Origin of the sequence: Actinotignum saccati (assembly GCF_051265055.1) — a bacterium.
Classification (GTDB): Bacteria; Actinomycetota; Actinomycetes; order Actinomycetales; family Actinomycetaceae; genus Actinotignum.
Map to the genome: position 1 here is coordinate 1 of NZ_JBOZCC010000021.1, position 1,170 is coordinate 1,170.

Here is a 1,170-nt window from a genome sequence, read left to right on the forward strand (position 1 = left end):
CTAGTGTACCGTCCTTGATTTAGCTTTCTGGTTGTTGGGTGGGGGTTTCCAGGGTTGTTCTCGCGCGTGCTATTTTCTCCAGGAGGCTATCCACGTCAGCTACCCATGTGAATGGTTTGGCGGTAAGGTTGCGTTCCTTGATCCAGGCCATGATCTTTTCTTCTAGGTCGGTTACTGAGGTGAACACTCCTCTACGGATGAGTTTGTCGGTGATGATACCGAAGAAGCGTTCGACCTGGTTGAGCCAGGAAGAACTGGTGGGAGTGAAGTGGAAGGTGAAGCGGGGGTGTTTATCGAGCCAGTCTTTGACTTTGGAGTGTTTATGTGTTGCCAGGTTGTCTAACACGATATGTACATCCACGTCCTCGGGTACTGTTTGTTCGATGAGGTTGAGGAAAGTCATGAATTCTTGATGGCGGTGACGCTTAGAAGTACGCGCGATGACTTTCCCGGTTGCCACGTCAAGGGCCGCGAAAAGAGTGGAGGTGCCGTGGCGTTTATAGTCGTGAGTCATCGTGCCTGCCCTACCTGGTTTCATGGGCAGGGAAGGCTGGGTGCGGTCCAGGGCTTGGATGGAAGATTTCTCATCCACGCATAGCACCAGTGCTTTCTCGGGAGGGTTGAGGTACAGGCCGACAACGTCTATAAGCTTTTCCTTGAATAGTGGGTCGTTAGAGAGTTTGAACGTGTCGGTGCGGTGGGGCCGGATCCCTAACGATTTCCAGACTTTCGCGACCGTGGTTTTACTCATCCCGCACTCTTTAGCCATCGAGCGTGCTGACCAGTGAGTATCCCCGCTGGGAGGCTTAGTGTTGAGCGTCATCTCGATCATGGACATGTAGTCCTCGTCGGAATACGTAGGTTTACGTCCTCTACCGGGTGCGATTTTCCCGAAGTTGGTTAGTCCTTCTTCTTCGAAGCGTTTACGCCAGTTACGTACCGTGATAGCCGAGGTATCAAAACGCCTGGCTATCTCCAGGTTAGCTATTCCCTGGCTCGCGGCTAGAAGGGCCCCGGCCCGCATCACTTCACGGTGCGGGCGTGAGGGCGAGTTGTAGATCTTTTCCAGGGCGCTTCGTTCCTCGTCACTCAAGGCGAGTGGTTTAGCGGGGTGCGACATGGATTAATAATACCATCACCAGTAAACTATTTCAAGGACAGTGCACTAGC

At 52.9% G+C, this 1,170-nt stretch carries 1 protein-coding gene; it reads right to left on the reverse strand.

Going from position 1 to position 1,170, the window contains the following annotated elements; genetic code table 11:
• Positions 1–19: 19 nt before the first annotated feature.
• The gene (locus tag ACRQEC_RS09505; protein WP_301575480.1) at positions 20–1,120 is read right to left on the reverse strand and encodes an IS630 family transposase; all 1,101 of its coding nucleotides are present in this window, start codon (positions 1,118–1,120) and stop codon (positions 20–22) included.
• Positions 1,121–1,170 lie beyond the last annotated feature (50 nt).